The organism is Ferrovibrio sp. (assembly GCF_046297595.1).
Classification (GTDB): domain Bacteria; phylum Pseudomonadota; class Alphaproteobacteria; order Ferrovibrionales; family Ferrovibrionaceae; genus Ferrovibrio.
In genome coordinates, this window is record NZ_JBKBHT010000001.1 from 563,357 (window position 1) to 578,256 (window position 14,900).

At 65.4% G+C, this 14,900-nt stretch carries 19 protein-coding genes; 8 read left to right on the forward strand and 11 right to left on the reverse strand.

Features of this window, described 5'->3' with window-relative positions; all coding sequences use genetic code 11:
- Positions 1-217 precede the first annotated feature (217 nt).
- Together ACK4FJ_RS02830 and ACK4FJ_RS02835 are read right to left on the reverse strand one after the other, a co-directional pair.
- On the reverse strand, positions 218-1,147 hold the full coding sequence (locus tag ACK4FJ_RS02830; RefSeq protein ID WP_409763715.1) for a bifunctional riboflavin kinase/FAD synthetase: 930 nt from the start codon (positions 1,145-1,147) through the stop codon (positions 218-220).
- A 16-nt stretch (positions 1,148-1,163) separates the two neighbouring features.
- Positions 1,164-1,601, reverse strand: a complete 438-nt coding sequence (locus ACK4FJ_RS02835) for a MaoC family dehydratase (protein ID WP_409763718.1) — start codon at positions 1,599-1,601, stop codon at positions 1,164-1,166.
- Between the two features lie 116 nt (positions 1,602-1,717).
- On the opposite strand from ACK4FJ_RS02835, the gene ACK4FJ_RS02840 reads away from it, so the two are divergent.
- Positions 1,718-2,524 carry an HAD-IIB family hydrolase gene (locus ACK4FJ_RS02840; protein WP_409763721.1) on the forward strand — a complete coding sequence of 269 codons (807 nt, stop codon included), beginning with the start codon at positions 1,718-1,720 and terminating at the stop codon, positions 2,522-2,524.
- Here ACK4FJ_RS02840 and ACK4FJ_RS02845 read toward each other — a convergent pair.
- Positions 2,521-3,603, reverse strand: a complete 1,083-nt coding sequence (locus ACK4FJ_RS02845; RefSeq protein ID WP_409763724.1) for an EAL domain-containing protein — start codon at positions 3,601-3,603, stop codon at positions 2,521-2,523. The two genes, ACK4FJ_RS02840 and ACK4FJ_RS02845, sit on opposite strands and share 4 nt — an antisense overlap.
- Positions 3,604-3,699: 96 nt before the next feature.
- Here ACK4FJ_RS02845 and ACK4FJ_RS02850 point away from each other — a divergent pair, with 96 nt between their 5' ends.
- Positions 3,700-4,317, forward strand: coding sequence for a glutathione peroxidase (locus tag ACK4FJ_RS02850; RefSeq protein WP_409763727.1), 618 nt, complete (start codon positions 3,700-3,702; stop codon positions 4,315-4,317).
- A gap of 9 nt (positions 4,318-4,326) precedes the next feature.
- On the opposite strand, the gene ACK4FJ_RS02855 is transcribed toward ACK4FJ_RS02850, so the two are convergent.
- Positions 4,327-4,923 (reverse strand): CDP-alcohol phosphatidyltransferase family protein, encoded by a 597-nt coding sequence (locus ACK4FJ_RS02855; RefSeq protein WP_409763730.1) that lies wholly within the window; start codon positions 4,921-4,923, stop codon positions 4,327-4,329.
- A gap of 39 nt (positions 4,924-4,962) precedes the next feature.
- Here ACK4FJ_RS02855 and map point away from each other — a divergent pair, with 39 nt between their 5' ends.
- Positions 4,963-5,706 (forward strand): type I methionyl aminopeptidase, encoded by a 744-nt coding sequence (gene map / locus ACK4FJ_RS02860; RefSeq protein WP_409763733.1) that lies wholly within the window; start codon positions 4,963-4,965, stop codon positions 5,704-5,706.
- Between the two features lie 10 nt (positions 5,707-5,716).
- Positions 5,717-6,574 (forward strand): 23S rRNA (adenine(2030)-N(6))-methyltransferase RlmJ, encoded by an 858-nt coding sequence (locus ACK4FJ_RS02865; RefSeq protein ID WP_409763736.1) that lies wholly within the window; start codon positions 5,717-5,719, stop codon positions 6,572-6,574.
- Positions 6,575-6,580: 6 nt separating this feature from the next.
- Here the strand turns inward: ACK4FJ_RS02865 and ACK4FJ_RS02870 are convergent, their stop codons facing one another.
- Positions 6,581-7,069 (reverse strand): nuclear transport factor 2 family protein, encoded by a 489-nt coding sequence (locus tag ACK4FJ_RS02870; protein WP_409763739.1) that lies wholly within the window; start codon positions 7,067-7,069, stop codon positions 6,581-6,583.
- Positions 7,070-7,144: 75 nt separating this feature from the next.
- Here ACK4FJ_RS02870 and ACK4FJ_RS02875 point away from each other — a divergent pair, with 75 nt between their 5' ends.
- Complete coding sequence (locus tag ACK4FJ_RS02875) at positions 7,145-7,645, forward strand: low molecular weight protein-tyrosine-phosphatase (RefSeq protein ID WP_409763742.1); 501 nt, start codon at positions 7,145-7,147, stop codon at positions 7,643-7,645.
- A gap of 19 nt (positions 7,646-7,664) precedes the next feature.
- Here ACK4FJ_RS02875 and ACK4FJ_RS02880 read toward each other — a convergent pair whose 3' ends face one another.
- Positions 7,665-8,042 (reverse strand): VOC family protein, encoded by a 378-nt coding sequence (locus ACK4FJ_RS02880; RefSeq protein WP_409763745.1) that lies wholly within the window; start codon positions 8,040-8,042, stop codon positions 7,665-7,667.
- Between the two features lie 107 nt (positions 8,043-8,149).
- Between ACK4FJ_RS02880 and ACK4FJ_RS02885 the strand changes: the two genes are divergently transcribed.
- From ACK4FJ_RS02885 to ACK4FJ_RS02895, 3 genes are all read left to right on the forward strand, one after another.
- The gene (locus ACK4FJ_RS02885; protein ID WP_409763748.1) at positions 8,150-8,998 is read left to right on the forward strand and encodes a helix-turn-helix domain-containing protein; all 849 of its coding nucleotides are present in this window, start codon (positions 8,150-8,152) and stop codon (positions 8,996-8,998) included.
- A gap of 118 nt (positions 8,999-9,116) precedes the next feature.
- Positions 9,117-9,371: a hypothetical protein gene (locus ACK4FJ_RS02890; protein ID WP_409763751.1), complete on the forward strand. Its 255-nt coding sequence runs from the start codon at positions 9,117-9,119 to the stop codon at positions 9,369-9,371.
- A gap of 149 nt (positions 9,372-9,520) precedes the next feature.
- The gene (locus ACK4FJ_RS02895) at positions 9,521-9,757 is read left to right on the forward strand and encodes a hypothetical protein (protein WP_409763754.1); all 237 of its coding nucleotides are present in this window, start codon (positions 9,521-9,523) and stop codon (positions 9,755-9,757) included.
- A 1-nt stretch (position 9,758) separates the two neighbouring features.
- On the opposite strand, the gene glcF is transcribed toward ACK4FJ_RS02895, so the two are convergent.
- The 5 genes from glcF to ykgO all read right to left on the reverse strand — a co-directional run bounded on the left by glcF (position 9,759) and on the right by ykgO (position 14,831).
- Complete coding sequence (glcF, locus tag ACK4FJ_RS02900) at positions 9,759-11,063, reverse strand: glycolate oxidase subunit GlcF (RefSeq protein WP_409763757.1); 1,305 nt, start codon at positions 11,061-11,063, stop codon at positions 9,759-9,761.
- Positions 11,063-12,292 (reverse strand): glycolate oxidase subunit GlcE, encoded by a 1,230-nt coding sequence (glcE, locus tag ACK4FJ_RS02905; protein ID WP_409763760.1) that lies wholly within the window; start codon positions 12,290-12,292, stop codon positions 11,063-11,065. The genes glcF and glcE overlap by 1 nt, the downstream gene beginning before the upstream one ends.
- Before the next feature lie 3 nt (positions 12,293-12,295).
- A complete protein-coding gene (locus tag ACK4FJ_RS02910) occupies positions 12,296-13,783 on the reverse strand; it encodes an FAD-linked oxidase C-terminal domain-containing protein (protein WP_409763763.1) in 1,488 nt (495 codons plus the stop codon).
- A gap of 3 nt (positions 13,784-13,786) precedes the next feature.
- Positions 13,787-14,545 carry a FadR/GntR family transcriptional regulator gene (locus ACK4FJ_RS02915; protein ID WP_409763766.1) on the reverse strand — a complete coding sequence of 253 codons (759 nt, stop codon included), beginning with the start codon at positions 14,543-14,545 and terminating at the stop codon, positions 13,787-13,789.
- A gap of 160 nt (positions 14,546-14,705) precedes the next feature.
- On the reverse strand, positions 14,706-14,831 hold the full coding sequence (ykgO, locus tag ACK4FJ_RS02920; RefSeq protein WP_300301874.1) for a type B 50S ribosomal protein L36: 126 nt from the start codon (positions 14,829-14,831) through the stop codon (positions 14,706-14,708).
- Positions 14,832-14,900 lie beyond the last annotated feature (69 nt).

The following is a 14,900-nucleotide window of genomic DNA, read 5'->3' on the forward strand; positions in this document are numbered from 1 at the left end:
TCGGGGGATGCGGCCGGACCTGCTCTGGCAGGGCGGGCGGCGCGGCATGTCAGGAAAAGTCGAGGAAATCCCGGGCCTTAGAAAAGGACCGGGCCGCTAATTCGGGCCGTGGGGCAGCCCCGGAATATGGCGAAATGCCCAAGCATGGCGATGATTTAGCATTTGCCCCCGGCTCTGTCGAGAATGGGGCCGAGAAGGCGGGTGCAGGCGCCGGAGATCAGGCTTGTGCGGCCAGCGCCCGCTTGGCCTCGGTCACATCCAAGGCGATCTGGCGCTTCAATGCCTCGGGGCCTTCGTATTTCAGTTCCGGCCGCAGGAAGGCGTGGAATTCGACCCGCATGGAACGGCCATAGAGGTCGCCTGAAAAATCGAACAGATAGACTTCCAGCTTCACATCCGTCTGGTCGAAGGTTGGCCGAATCCCTAAGCTGGCGACGCCGTCATACCACCGGCCATCGACCTCGCAGCGCACGGCATAAATGCCGAATTTCGGCACCTGGAAATCGCTGAGCGCCACATTGGCGGTGGGATAACCCAGCTCGCGGCCGCGCTTGTCGCCATGCTCGACGGTGCCGATGATTTCCCATGGCCGCGCCAGCAGACGATTGGCCCCGGCCAGGTCGCCAGCCTCCAGCAGCTTGCGCACACGCGAGGAGGAATAGGCCTCAGAGTCACCCTGCGCCGCAACGACCGTCACGCCGATGCCATGCCGTGCGCCCAACTCGTGCAGCAGATCGGTATTGCCCGACCGCGCCTTGCCGAAGGTGAAATCATAGCCCACCACCACATGGCTTAAGCCCAGATCGCGGGCCAGGATGTGGTCGACGAAGTCCTGCGGCGACTGGGCGGCGAGTTGCGCATCGAAGGGCAAGGCCAGCGTGGCGTTGACGCCCAGGCTTTCCAGGATGCGCGCCTTGGTCTCCAGCGCGTCGAGCCGGAAGGGCGGCGAGGATGGCACGAAGAAGCGGCGCGGATGCGGCTCGAAGGTCATCACCGCCACGGGCTTGCCGCCGCTGCTCTCTGCCTGCGCGCGCGCCGCCGCGATCAGGGCGCGGTGCCCCAGATGCACGCCGTCGAAATTGCCGATGGCAGCCACGGCGCCGCGCAGGGCGGGCGGGAAACTGGCGCTGGACCGCAGCAGCCGCATGATTGGCGTATCCGGATTACTTCGGGCGGCGGCTGACCATCAGGGCGGCTTCGCCCTCGATCACGACCGTATCACCGACGCGGCATTCGCAGGCGAATTTTACCCGGCGCTTGTCTGCCACGATCTCCGTGATGGTGACCGTCGCCACCACGGTATCGCCGATGCGCACCGGCGCCTTGAAACGCAGATCCTGCGAGATGTAAATGCAGCCTGGGCCGGGCAGCTTGGTGCCGAACACGGTGCTAAGCAAGGCTGCGCCAAGCATGCCATGGGCGATGCGGCCCTTGAACGGCGTGGCAGCGGCGAATTCCTCGTTCAGGTGTACCGGGTTGGTATCCCCCGACAGATCGGCAAAGGTCACGATGTCGGCCTCGCTCACCGTCTTGGTGAAGCTTTCCGACATGCCGACCGACAGGTCTTCCAGGTAATAGCCGTGCAAAGCCTGATAGGTCATGCTGGTCGGGTCCCTTGATTTGGCGAGCGGTTGACGGGGTTTGCGGGCGCGGCGACTATACGCGGCCCTGCCGTTGCCGGGCAACACCCCGCCCTTTCGACTTCCGTCCGGACGTTATGCCCGCCATCCAGCCCTTATCCGCCTTTACCGAAGGTCAACGCCGCGCCATCCGTTACGTGCTGACCGATATCGATGACACCCTGACCAGTCATGGCCGGCTGACGGCAGACGCCTATACGGCGCTGGAGCGCCTGCAGTCGGCCGGTTTCCGCGTCATCCCGATCACCGGGCGCCCAGCGGGCTGGTGCGACCTGATCGCACGTTTCTGGCCGGTGGACGGCATCGTGGGCGAGAACGGCGCGCTCTACATGCGCTACGACCGCGACGCCAAGATGATGCGCCGGCGCTTTTCCCAGACCGATGCCGAACGCCGTACTGCGCGGGCCAAACTGACGACACTGGCCGAGACGATCCTGCGCGAGGTACCGGGCTGCGCGCTGGCCTCCGACCAGCAATACCGCGAATGCGACCTGGCCGTGGATTTCTGCGAGGACGTGCCGCCCCTGCCGCGCGAAGCCGTGGATAAAATCGTCGCATTGTTCGAACAGGCCGGAGCGACCGCGAAAGTCAGCTCGATCCATGTGAACGGCTGGTTCGGCCACTGGGACAAGCTGAGCATGACGCGGGTGTTCTTCCGCGACATCTTCGGCGAAGACCTGGCGGCGATCCGCGACAGCGTGGTGTTTGCCGGCGACAGCCCGAACGACGCGCCGATGTTCGGTTATTTCCCGCACAGCGTCGGCGTCGCCAACGTGACGCCGTTCCTCGACCGTATTGCAACACCGCCAGCCTATGTCACGCCCGGCGAAGGTGGCCGCGGTTTTGTCGAACTGGCGGATGCGCTGATCGCGGCGCGCGCTTAAGCCGCCTTGGCAAGCTTGGGCACGCCAAACAGCATGCCCTGGCCAAACGGGAATTCGAGATCGGCCAGCTTCAGCAATTCCTGCTCGCTCTCCACCTTACCCAGCACCGGCACCAGGTTGTGGCGCTGGCAGATCTCGGGCAGGTCGGCCAGATCGATGGGCGATCTGGCAATCGCGCCGGCATCAGAGAACACGGCGGCATCGAATTTCACGAAGCGCACACCGTTCTTTGCCAGCAGGGCGAAATCGACATCGAAGCGATCGATGCCGTCCACCGAGAGGGCAAAGCCCAGCGCGGCCAGCCGGCTGAGCCGATACATACCCGCGCGGTCCAGCCTGGCGATGCCGGCATGGCTGAACTCCAGCACGATATTGGCGGCATGCTCGCGTTCGCGCTGCAGGAAATCGTAGAGCGGGTTGAAGGTCTCGATCCGCGCCAGCATGGCGGGCGAGAGATTGAGGAAGAAGCCGACATCCTTGGCACGCTGCTCCAGCTTGCGCACCAGCTGCACGCTGCGTAGCAGCATCAGCGCATCGAACTCGGCGCGCAGGCCGGCCGAGTCCAAGGCGTCGAGACATTCAGCGGCGCGATAGGTCTGCCCCTCGGCGTCGCGCGGGCGGGCCAGCAACTCGAAAAAGCGGATGCGGCGCTGCGGCAGGCTGACGATGGGCTGGATATGCAACTCCACACGGTTGTTGTTCAGGGCATCGCGCACGGCGTCCAGCAGGCTGCCGTCATCGGCTGGTTCGGGCGGGTCGTTCAGGATCAGGCGCGGTTCGCGCACCGATTCATTGGCGGCAGCAGACGCGGCCGGCATGATCATGGCCGGCGGCGGAATCTCGCCGCGCATCTGCATCAGTTCATCGGTCAGGCCGTCGATCTCGGCGATCAGGCGGGTCTGCAGGCGGCGGCGCATCCAGCGTTCTCGCAGGGCCCAGAACAACAAAAGCAGAGCTAGGGCAACGAGGGCGGCGTTCTGGCCGGCCATGGCCGGCACGAGGCGGGTCAGGCTGACGCCGGCGACCAGCGCGACCAGCGACAGGGCAGCGAAAGTAAGCAATCCGGGCAGGGTGGGCATGGCAGCCTCCATCGGCATCCCGCAGCGCAAGGCTCTGGTCGGGACGCACGGCAACGCTATAGTTAAGCAAACGCCACCTTAACGGAGGGTGAATCCATGGCTGTCCGCGCCAAAGTCCTGCCCGATCAAGGCCCTGTCGCCCGCCGCACCCTGCTGGCCCTGCTGGGCGGCGGCGCCCTGGCGGCCCTGCTGCCCCGCCTCGCCTTCGGACAGACCGGAAAAAATGCCATGACCGCCCATGATTTCAGCTTCACCGCCATCGACGGCCAGCCGCTGCCGATGAGCCAGTTCAAGGGCAAGGCCGTGCTGGTGGTCAACACCGCCTCGCAATGCGGCTACACCCCGCAATATGCCGATCTGCAGAAGCTGTGGGCCGGCTATCGCGAGCGCGGACTGGTGGTTTTGGGTGTGCCGTCCAACGACTTCAACCAGGAGCGCGGCTCGGCCAAGGAGATCAAGGAATTCTGCGAGGTGAATTTCGAGGTCGATTTCCCGCTGGCCGACAAGGCCAAGGTGACCGGCGCCGACGCCCATCCGCTGTATCGCTGGATCGCCGCGCAAAAGGGCGAGGATGCGCTGCCGAAATGGAATTTCCACAAGGTGCTGATCGGGCCGGACGGCATGGTGGCGGCCGTGTTCCCCACCCGGGTACGGCCGACCGCACCGGAAGTGGTGGCCGCAATCGAGACGGCGCTGAAGGCCCCGCGTACGTAGTGGGCGGAGTTAAGCGAAATCGCGCCAGCCGCTGAGCACGCGGCCCACCGCCGTCAGCCAGGCCATCGCGCCGAAAATCCAGGCCAGAACCGGGAACCAGCCGGGCAGCGCCAGGCAGAGCGCGAAGAACAGAATCGTCTCGGTGCCCTCAGTGAGACCGCCGAGATGGTAGAAGCTCTTGCGGCCGCGTTTCTCAGTCACCTGCCCGCGCTTGGCGGCGATGATGGCATAGGCGAGGAAGCTGGACGCCGTGGCCATGAAGGCGGCCAGCAGGAAGGCGGCCGGCAACGCGGCGCTGGCCGGATCGCGCCAGGCGAAGGCGAAGGCCAGCAGGGCATAGACGGAAAAATCCAGCACGATATCCAGCAGGCCGCCACGATCCGTCGGACCGTTAAGCCGCGCCAGCGCGCCATCCAGCCCGTCGGCCAGACGGTTGAGCAGGAACAGGCCAAGCGCGATCAGGCCGTGATCCAGTGCCAGCACGAGGGCGGCAGCCAGCCCAAGGACGAAGCCGCCCAGCGTGACGGCATCGGCATGCCAGCGCAGGCGGTGCGCCAGCCGTTGCAGCGGCGGATCGATCAGCGGCCGGAGGGTGGGATCGAGCATGGCCCATGATATAGTCCGCCGCCATGCAAGGAGTCGACCATGACGATTGACAGCCAGGAACAGCTCGAGCGCCTGATCCGCGTGGGCGGTGTGGTGGCCGCGGTCTGCCGCCTGATGGGCAGCCGGCTGGAACCGGGCATGACCACGAAGGAACTGGACGACATCGGCCGTGCCGCACTGGAACAGGAAGGCTGCCGCTCGGCGCCGCAGCTGATGTACGATTTTCCCGGCGCCACCTGCATCAGCATCAACCATGCCGTGGCTCACGGCATTCCCGACGACACCCGCATCCAGCCCGGCGACATGGTGAATATCGACGTCTCGGCCGAGCGCGAGGGCATGTTCGCCGATACTGGTGCCAGCTTCATCGTGCCACCGGTACGGCCCGAGCAGAAGCATCTGTGCCAGACCACGCGCAAGGCGCTGAACCGCGCCGTGCAGGCGGTGCGCACCGGGCAGAAGCTGAATGCCATCGGCCGCGCCATCGAGCAGACCGCGAACGATCACGGCTATACCGTGATCCGCAATCTGGGCAGCCATGGCGTAGGCCATTCCCTGCATGAAGAACCGGGTTTCATCCCCGGCTTCTACGATCCACGCGACAAGCGCGTGATGCAGGAAGGCATGGTCTTCACCATCGAACCCTTCCTGTCTACCGGTGCCGAGCATGCCGACGACCATGACGACGGCTGGACCCTGATCACCGAACCCGGCATCATGACGGCGCAATACGAGCATACGCTGGTGGTGACCAAGCGCGGGCCCATCGTGGTCACCCTCTGAGTCTTCTGCCTTGAACTACCGCCACGCCTTCCATGCCGGCAATGTCGGCGATGTGCTGAAGCACGTCGTGCTGCTGGAACTGCTGCACGCCCTGCATCGCAAACCCAATCCGGTGCATCTGCTGGATACCCATGCGGGCATCGGCATCTACGATCTGGCCTCGGATGAAGCCCAGCGCGGCGGCGAATACCGGCTGGGCGTGAGCGCCGTGCTGGCCGATCCGGCGGCCGGCCGCGTTCTGCCGCGTTACCTGGCCGCTTTGCAGGCGCTCAATCCCGAACTGGCGCGGGGTGGTGCGGGCCTGCGGCGTTATCCCGGTTCGCCCTGGCTGCTCAAGCAGAGTTTGCGCGAGGGCGACCGGCTGACGCTGTGCGAGTTGCATCCGCAGGATGCCGAGACACTCAAGGCAAATATCGGCCGCGACACGCGCGTGGCCATACATCATCGCGACGGCTTCGCCGCATTGAAGGCCTTGCTGCCACCGATGCCGCGTCGTGGGCTTGCGCTGATCGATCCGGCTTATGAGGCGAAGGACGAATTCACCGTTTTGAGCAAGGCGGTTCTGTCCGGGCTGCAGCGCTGGCCGGTCGGGCAATTCGCCATCTGGTATCCGATCAAAGAGCAGAAAACGGTGGATGGCTGGAAGGCCGATCTGGCGAAACAGGTGCAGGCCGAAACCATCGCCGTGGAACTGACCATCCGCGCCGCGACAGAGGCCCGGCAGATGAATGGCAGCGGCCTGCTGCTGATCAATCCGCCCTGGCAGATCGAACAGACGCTACGACCCATGCTGGATTTCCTGAAAAGCCGACTGGTGCGCGAAGCCGGCGGCGGGGCGCGGGTTCAGACCCTGGTGAAGGCCGGCTAGGGCCGCTCAGTGGATCGTGCCCGAGGGCGGCAGGTCGTCGTCATCGTCCTCGAAATCGTCGTCATCCTCGAGGTCGTCTTCCGGTTCCGGATCGTCGTTGCTGGCCATGCCCTGGGGCGGGGTGGCGACCGGACCGGCCTGGTGATGGCTCAGTTTCCAGCCCTTGCCCTCGCGCACGAAGATATTGGAGGCGATCAGATACTGGTCCTCCACGCGCTCGAAACACATCACCAGGGCCACATCGCCCCACAGCGTGACGCGCGGGCCAGTCATCTGCAGGGCCGGCTGCGACGGGTTGGCCATGATGCGGCGCCAGCCTTCCAGCACTTCGTCGCGCCCCATCAGCGGCGGCCAGCCGGGATGGATGCAGCAGACCGGCGCCGACTTGGCCCACAGCGCCGACATCGCATCGATATCGCGGCTGGCAAAGGCGCGATAGAAGGCGGCATTGGCATCCAGCAGGGCGGTTTCGTCGTCTGGCGGCAGGCTTGGCATGCCATCACTCTAGGGCGGGTCGGGCATTCTGTGTAGCCTCTTGCCCGGCGATATGCGGGATGCTTTATCTGTGCCATGTCCGATATAGTTTCTCCCCGTCCCGCTTTTTCCGTTCTGATGGTCTGCACCGGCAATATCTGCCGTTCGCCCACCGCCGACGGCCTGCTGCGCCACCGCCTGCGCGAGGCCGGGCTGCATGAGCGCGTGCTGGTCGATTCTGCCGGCACCCATGGCTATCACGTGGGCGATCCGCCGGACCGGCGCAGCGCCGCCAAGGCGCGATCCTACGGGGTGGATATCGGTATGCTGCGGGCCCGGAAGGTGGAACCGGCGGATTTCCAGCGCTTCGACCTGATCCTGGCCATGGACCAGGGCCATCACGATATCCTGCTGCAGCTTTGCCCACCGCCCCGTCGCGCCAAGGTGAAACTCTACCTCGACTATGCGCCGGATTTCGGCCGCGAGGTGCCCGACCCCTATTACGGCAGCGAGGATGGCTTCGAGACCGTATGGCGCATGTGCGATGCGGTCAGCGCCGCCCTGCTGGACGAAATCCGCCGCCGCATCGCCGGCTGAAGCCTTACCCCGCCTGTTTTCAGGCAGTCAGGCCGCAATAGGCCTCGATACGATAACCATCGGGGTCGATCACAAAGGCGGCGTAATAGTTGGGGTCGTAATCGGCACGCAGGCCGGGCTTGCCGTTGTCGCGGCCGCCCTGCTTCAGCGCGGCGGCATGGAAGGCATCCACGCTTTTGCGGCTGGGGGCATCGAAACAAAAGTGCAGGCCGGATTTCATGTCGGCCGGCACCGGACTGTCGCTCGGGCTGATCCACAGGGCCACGGCATCCTTGCCATAGCCGAGCGAGGACTCGCCTTCGCTGAGGCAGACGTAACCCAGCGGCTTCAGGGCCGCATCGTAAAACGCCTTGGTTTTCGCCAGGTTGCGCACACCAATCGAAACATGGTTGATCATCACTCGTCTCCCGTTATCGCCGCCTGTTGCCAGTGTGGTGGCGGCAGGCAGCGATCCTGCCGCCACCGGCCATTCCGGCGCTTGGGGAAAATTGCTATTCTACCGGTATGCCGGTTATTGACGCCCCGCCCCCGGATCGCCTGTCCGCGCGCCATATCGCCAGCGGCGATGGCTGGAGCGTGAGCGACTTCATCTGCCGGTTCGGCCCGCAGGACCCGACCTTCGAGGAACGCCATGGCGATGTGGCGATTTCCGCTGTGGTCGCCGGTTCGTTCCATTACCGCTGCGAGTCCGGCCGGGCCCTGCTGCATCCGGGGTCCTTCCTGCTGGGCAATGCCGGCGCCTGTTTCGAATGCGGCCACGACCATGGCAGTGGCGACCGCTGCATCGCGTTTCATTTCTCAAGCGAACTGTTCGAGGAAATTGCCGCCAGCGCGGCGGGTTCGCACCGCTATCGCTTCTCAGCCCCGATGCTGCCGGCGCGAACCGACCTGAATGCCCTGCTGGTGGAGATCGAAACCCTGGCGGCCGACGACAGCCGGATGGCGGCCGAGGATTTCTGCCTGCGGCTGGCGGAAACCGTGCTGGTGAAAACCGCCGAGGGCGGCCGCAACACCGCGCCCACCGCATCGGAACGGCGGCGGATCGGCAATGTCCTGCGCCATATCGAGACCCAGGCCGACCAGCCGCTGGACCTGGCCGAGCTGGCCGGGATTGCCTGCATGAGCAAATACCATTTCCTGCGCAGCTTCCGCCGCGTGGTGGGCAGCACGCCCTATCAGTATCTGCTCGGCCTGCGGCTGCGCCGGGCCGCCCTCAATCTGGCGACCACGACGGCATCCGTGGCAGAGGCGGCCTATGCAGCGGGCTTCGGGGATCTGTCCACGTTCAATCACCGTTTCCGGGCCAGCTTCGGCCGTAGCCCCAGCCAGTTCCGCCGTAGCCGGAGCAATTAAACAAACATCTACCGCGGGAATAATTCTTGAGTCCGTACGTTTCTGAATAGTAACTTTTACTCCTCGCCGCCGCAGCGTATCGCTGAGTGGTCATTGTCACGACACGGACCCGACAACGATGCGCCTTTTCTTCCTCATTCCAGCCATGATGTTTGCTCTCGTCGCACCGATGGCCGGTGCGCAGGCCGCAGACCCGGCCAAAGGCCAGCCCAGCCGGGCTGAAGTGATCGAAGCCTGCATGAAAGACATGATGGCCTCCAACAGGCCGGGCCAGAAGAACACCATGACGCCGATGCAGCGGCGCACGGCAGAAGAGCAGTGTCGTGCCCGCGCCGAGGCAGAAGAACATAGCCAGGCTGCAAAACGGAAATAACGGCCTTCCGTCTGCGGATCAGCGCGACGCGGAATGCTACCCGCGCTAGAGAAACCATCACTCACTTCTTTGAAAACGTTTGCTGCGGCCGGAGGGCGTCTCGCCTATAGTCCCGCGTCCCTGATGCGCGAGATTTAAGGATCGACGTTATGAATCCTTCTGCCGCCGTCGGCGTCGCCCTGCTGCTGTCCGCCCTTGCCGGGCCGGCTTTGGCCAGCGATGCCGCGAAAAAACCGAAAACCGTTGGCGAGCTGATCGAAGCCTGCATGCAGCAGCTGGAGCGCGGCCATACGGCTGGCCGCAGGATGACGCAGCAGCAGCGCATGATAGCCGAGGCGCAATGCCGCGCCCGTGCCGAAAGCGAAACCGTACAGAGAAACGGCTGACCTAAAGGACGGAGGGCTTCGGCCCGCCGGTGGCCCAGTCGAGCAACTGCACGGTATGCAGCACCGGCATGGCCTTGCCGCCTTCCGCTTCCAGCCCGCCGGCGATCTGCACCAGACAACCGATATTGCCCGCCGCCACCATCTGCGCGCCGGTGCCGGCGATATTCCTCGCCTTGCGGCTACGCAGCTGCATGGCCAGTTCGGGTTGCAGCAGGTTGTAGGTGCCGGCCGAGCCGCAGCACAGATGCGCCTCCGGCACTTCCCGCACATCGAAGCCGGCTTTGGCCAATAACTGTTTGGGCAGCGTGGTGATCTTCTGGCCATGCTGCAGAGAACAGGCGGAATGATAGGCCACGCTTAAGCCCCTCGCCTCGCCTTGCGGCTTCAGATCCAATTTCGCCAGCACTTCCGTCACGTCCTTGGCCAGCGCCGCGATGGTGGCGGCCCTGTCGGCCCAGGCCGGATCGCTGCGCAGCATGAAGCCGTAGTCCTTCACGGTGGTACCGCAGCCTGATGCGTTGATCACCACCGCATCCAGCCCCTCGCCTTCGTATTCGCGATGCCAGGCCGTGATATTGGCCTTCGCCTTGGCATGGGAATCATGCTCTTGCCCCATATGATGGGTCAGCGCGCCGCAGCAGCCCGCGCCATCGGCGATCACCACGTCGCAGCCATGGCGGGTGAGCAGCCGGATGGTGGCGGCGTTGATCTCGGGATCGAGCACCTTCTGGGCGCAGCCGGTCATCAGTGCCACGCGCATGCGGCGCTCGCCTTGCGCCGGGAACACCTGCGGCCGTTCGATGGCGGCGTCCATGGCCGGCAGCGATTTCGGCGCCATCGCCACCATGGCTTTCAGCCGGCCGGGCAGCAGGAAGCGGAACGGCCGCGCCAGCTTTGCCCCCATCAGGCTGAGGCGGAACAGTTTCGGGCTGGGCAGCAGCCGGGCCAGCAGGCCGCGCAGGAAACGGTCGGCCAGCGGACGTTTATAGGTCTTTTCGATATGGGCACGCGCATGGTCGACCAGGTGCATGTAATGCACACTGCTCGGACAGGTGGTCATGCACGAGAGGCAAGACAGGCAGCGGTCGACATGGCGCACGGTTTCTTCCGTGGCAGCCTGATCGCCTTCCAGCATCTGCTTGATCAGATAGATGCGGCCACGTGGGCTGTCGCGTTCATCGCCCAGCAGAACATAGGTCGGGCAGGTGGCCGTACAGAAGCCGCAATGCACGCATTTGCGCAGGATCTCGTTGGCGGCGGCGATGCCCGGATCGGCCAGTTGCGCGAGGGTGAAGGAGGTCTGCATCAGTGTCCCGCCATCATGCGGCCCGGATTGAGGATGTTCATCGGATCGAAGCTTTCCTTCACGCGGCGCGAGAGCGCGGCCAGCGCCTCGGGCTGCGGCTGGAACACGTCGACGGCCGCGCGCACAGCCTGCTCGGCCCGGATCAGCGTGGCATGGCCGCCGCCATGGGCCGCGATGGCGCCACGCACCAGTGCTGCATGGGCATCCGGCGCCGGCGGCAGGCAAAGCCAGACCAGCCCGCCGGCCCAGTCGTAGAAGAAGGCCGCATCGGGCTGGGCCGCGCGGATGGCGGCCGTCACTTTTGCGCCATCCATCGGCGCCACCGACAGGCGCCACAGCACACGTTCCTGCGGCAGGATGAAGGCGGCGGCATCACGGATCTCGCGCCACAGCCAGGCCGAATTCATCGAATGTAGTTCCTCCAGCGGGCCGAAGGATTGCAGCAGTGCACGCAGGGCCTCGCAGCGCGCCTTCACCGAGATATCGGTGCCTTCGACGCGGATGGCGGTGACGGCCATGCCGGCCTTGGCCACATAGGCGACGCCGGACGACGCCGCGATGGCTTCGGGCAGATGGGCCAGACCGGCCACCTCGTGCGGCGAACAGGCGGCGGCGGACATCGCCTGCGCGGCTTTCGCGTCGTCGAGGCCGAAGATAAGCACGGTGCGCGTCTTCTCGGGCGCGGGCAGCACCTTCAGCGTCACTTCCGCGAGCGCGGCCAGAGTGCCGTAGGACCCGCAGACCAGCTTGGGCAGATCGTAGCCGGTGACGTTTTTCACGACTTTCGCGCCGGCCTTGAAGATTTCGCCACGGCCGGAAACGGCCGTGAAGCCGAGCAGATGGTCGCGGATCGCGCCGGCCTTGAAGCGGCGCGGTCCGGCGAGGTTGCAGCCGATGGCACCGCCGATGGTGCCGCGTCCGGCCGCCCCACCCCAGAGCGGGCCGTAATCCGGCGGCTCAAAGGCCAGCATCTGGCTGGACGCAGCCAGCAGTTTTTCCACATCGCTTACCAGCGTGCCGGGGCGCAGGGTGAGCACCAGTTCGGCCGGCTCGTAGTCCAGAACGCCGCTCAGGCGACTTAAGTCGAGCGCATATTCACTCTGTGCGGGACGGCCAAGGCCGGCCTTGCTGCGATGGCCATGCAAACTGAGCGGCCTGCCTTCGGCAGCGGCCCAACGGATCGCATCGGCCACGTCGGTGATGCCGGAAGGGATGAAGGTTTCAGGCATGGCTCAGAACCGCGGGAGATCGGGGAAGGCTAGTTGGCCCTTGTGCACATGCATGCGGCCCAGTTCGGCGCAGCGATGCAGCACGGGGAACACCTTGCCCGGATTAAGGCGATGATTGGGGTCGAAGGCGCATTTCACCCGCATCTGCTGGGCAAGGTCGTCTTCGGAAAACATCGCTGGCATCAGGTCGCGTTTCTCGATGCCCACGCCATGCTCGCCGGTCAAAACGCCACCGACCTCGACGCAGAGCCGCAGGATATCGGCGCCGAATTCCTCGGCGCGTTCCAGTTCGCCGGGATTGTTGGCATCGTAGAGGATCAGCGGATGCAGGTTGCCGTCGCCGGCATGGAATACGTTGGCGACGCGCAGGCGATGTTTTTCCGACAGGCCCTGCATGCGGGTCAGCACCTCGGGCAGTTTCTTGCGCGGGATGGTGCCGTCCATGCAGAGGTAATCGGGCGAGATGCGGCCGACGGCGGGGAAAGCCGCCTTGCGCCCGGCCCAGAAATTCAGCCGCTCATCTTCATTCTGCGACACGCGCAGATAGACCGAGCCGCAGCTTTCCGCGATGGCCTTCACGCGGGCCAGCAGGTCGTCGACTTCCGCCGGCGGGCCATCCAGTTCGATGATCAGCAGGGCCTCCACGTCGCGCGGATAGCCGGCATGCACGAAGTCTTCCGCCGCGTGGATGGCGGGGCGATCCATCATCTCCATGCCGCCGGGGATGATGCCGCTGGCGATCACCTTCGCCACACAGTCGCCAGCCGCCTCGGAAGACGGGAAACCGGCCAGCAGGGCGCGCTGGGCAGCCGGCTTGGGCAGGATGCGCACGGTGACCTCGGTGATCACGCCGAGCAGGCCCTCAGAGCCGCAGATCAGGCCCATCAGGTCGTAGCCTTCGGCGCCCAGATGTTTGCCGCCCAGGCGCACGATGTCGCCGTTCATCAGCACCATCTCGACGCCGAGGATGTTGTTGGTGGTGAGACCGTATTTCAGGCAATGCACGCCGCCGGAATTCTCCGCCACGTTGCCGCCGATGGTGCAAGCGATCTGGCTGGAAGGATCGGGCGCATAGTAGAAGCCGCGATGCTCCACAGCGCGGGTGATGCCGAGGTTGGTGACGCCAGGCTGCACCACGGCGCAGCGGTTGTCCCAGTCGATGTCAAGCACGCGATTGAACTTGCCCAGTCCCAACAGCACGCCATCGGCCAGGGGCAGCGCGCCGCCCGAGAGCGACGTGCCGGCACCGCGCGGCACCACCTTCACGTTGCGCGCGTTGCAAAGTCTCAGAACCTCGGAAACCTGCCGCGTATCGCTGGGCAGCACGGCCACCAGCGGCAGCTGGCGATAGGCCGTGAGGCCGTCGCATTCGAAGGCGCGCAGGCTGGTCTCGTCGGCGATTACGCCTTCGCCCGGCACGATGCGGCGCAGATCGGCGATCAGTTCCAGGCGCTGGGCGATGATCTCGGGTTCGGGTGCGGGCATCAGCATGGCTTAGTCCTTCACGCTGTTCTCGTTCGGGGCGGCGCCGTGGCGGGTGGCGGCGGCAAAGATGTGGTCGCGGGCGGCGCGGGCGGCTTCCGCAGCATCGCCGGCCTCGATGGCAGCGAGCAGGCGGGCATGCTCGGCCTGGGCGGCACTGGCGCTGCCCTCGTCGCGCGCGGATGCAGCCCAGGTGAGCGCGCGCGTGGCGGAGAAATGCTGCGCCAGGAAGGCGGCAAACTGCGCCAGATAGGGGTTATGCGCCGCCGTGGCGATAGCGGCGTGAAAACTGTCGTCCGCTGCCGCGCCGTCTTCTCCGGCCTGTAGGGCCTGCTGCATCCGGGCGAAGGCCGTTTTCAGCGCGGCCAGATCATCGGCATCGCGCCGTTTTGCCGCCAGCTCGGCCATGCCGGCCTCGACCACGCTGCGCAGTTCAAAGATATGGGCCAGATCGGCCGAGGCGATGCGTCCGCCATCTTCCCGTTGGGCGATGCGGAAATTAGCCAGACCCGGCTTCGCCGCGACAAAGGCGCCAGCGCCCTGGCGGGTATCGACGAAGCCATCGGCTTTCAGCCGTGCGATGGCCTCGCGCACCACCGCCCGGCTGACGCCATATTGCTCGACCAGCCGCTTCTCGGTGGGCAGGCGGTCGCCCGGTCCAAACTCGCCGGCCCGAATCGCGGCGGCCAACCGGCCAGCCAGCATGTCGCCCAGCCCTGCGGCGCGCGGCAGGGTGGAGGTATCGTGGCTGGAGAGAGAGGAATCGGGCATCAGGATAATTTGTCAGCTTGTCTGACAAATTGCCGGAGCAGCGGGAAGAGTCAAGCCCGAAAAAGGAAACGGCCCGGCCGCTTGTGCGGTCGAGCCGTTAAACCCTTTAAAAGACTGGATGATCCGGGCCGCAGCCCGTGACTGTCCCAGCCCTATGCTTTTAACCCTGGCGCGCCTTGAAGCGGGGGTTGGTCTTGTTGATCACATAGACCCGGCCCTTGCGGCGAACCACGCGGCAATCCCGATGGCGGGTCTTGGCCGACTTGAGCGAATTCACGACCTTCATGATACCTGACCTCAGAAACCGTCTAGCGGTGCAAACAAAAACCGGGCGCAGCCTCGCCCGCCCGGCGAA